This window comes from Mycobacterium sp. E183 (assembly GCF_001667735.1).
Taxonomy (GTDB): domain Bacteria; phylum Actinomycetota; class Actinomycetes; order Mycobacteriales; family Mycobacteriaceae; genus Mycobacterium.
The window spans coordinates 1-694 of the sequence record NZ_LZJN01000002.1 but is presented as its reverse complement, the minus strand read 5'-3'; the positions used below and the strand labels follow the sequence as shown (position 1 = coordinate 694).

1 protein-coding gene is annotated in these 694 nt (G+C 71.2%); it reads right to left on the bottom strand.

The genetic code is table 11. The annotated features are described in order from the left end of the window. Nucleotides 1-694: AMP-binding protein (locus tag A5691_RS00200; protein WP_156675762.1), on the bottom strand; the 694-nt coding region annotated here is incomplete at both ends.

Below are 694 nucleotides of genomic sequence, written 5' to 3'. Positions count from 1 at the left end.
GCCACCGCCTCGGGCACCACCACCAACCGGCCCCCATGCAGCAACGCCCCCCAGATCTCCCACACCGAGAAATCAAACGCATACGAGTGGAACTGGGTCCACACCTGCCCGGGCCCCAACGCCACGCCAACTTCAGGGGCGTCGAACAGCCGGGTCACGTTGGCGTGGCTGACCGCCACCGCCTTGGGCACCCCGGTGGTGCCCGAGGTGTAGATGACGTGCGCGACATCCTCGGGGTCCGGGCCCGCCGCGGGCGCCGTGGCCGGCTGCGCCCGCAGGGCAGGGCTGTGCACGTCGACGACCGGCAGCACATGCCCGGCCAACTTCTCGGCCAGCGCCGCCGTGGTCAGCGCGGCCACCGGCGCGGTGTCGGCCAACATGAACTCGACCCGCGCCACCGGCAACCCGGGATCGATCGGCAAATACGCCGCCCCCGACTTCAACACGGCCAGAATCGCCACGATCGCCTCCGCCGACCGGGAGAACACCACCGCCACCGACTCCCCCGGACGCGCACCCCTGCCAACCAACAGATGCGCCAACCGATTCGACGCCTCGTCCAACTCCCGATACGTCAACGACCGGCCCTCGCACGACACCGCCACCGCCCCCGGCGCACGCACCACCTGCGCGCCGAACAACGCCGGAATCGACACCGGCACCCACGGCTCGGCCAACACCGCCCGGTTGCCGA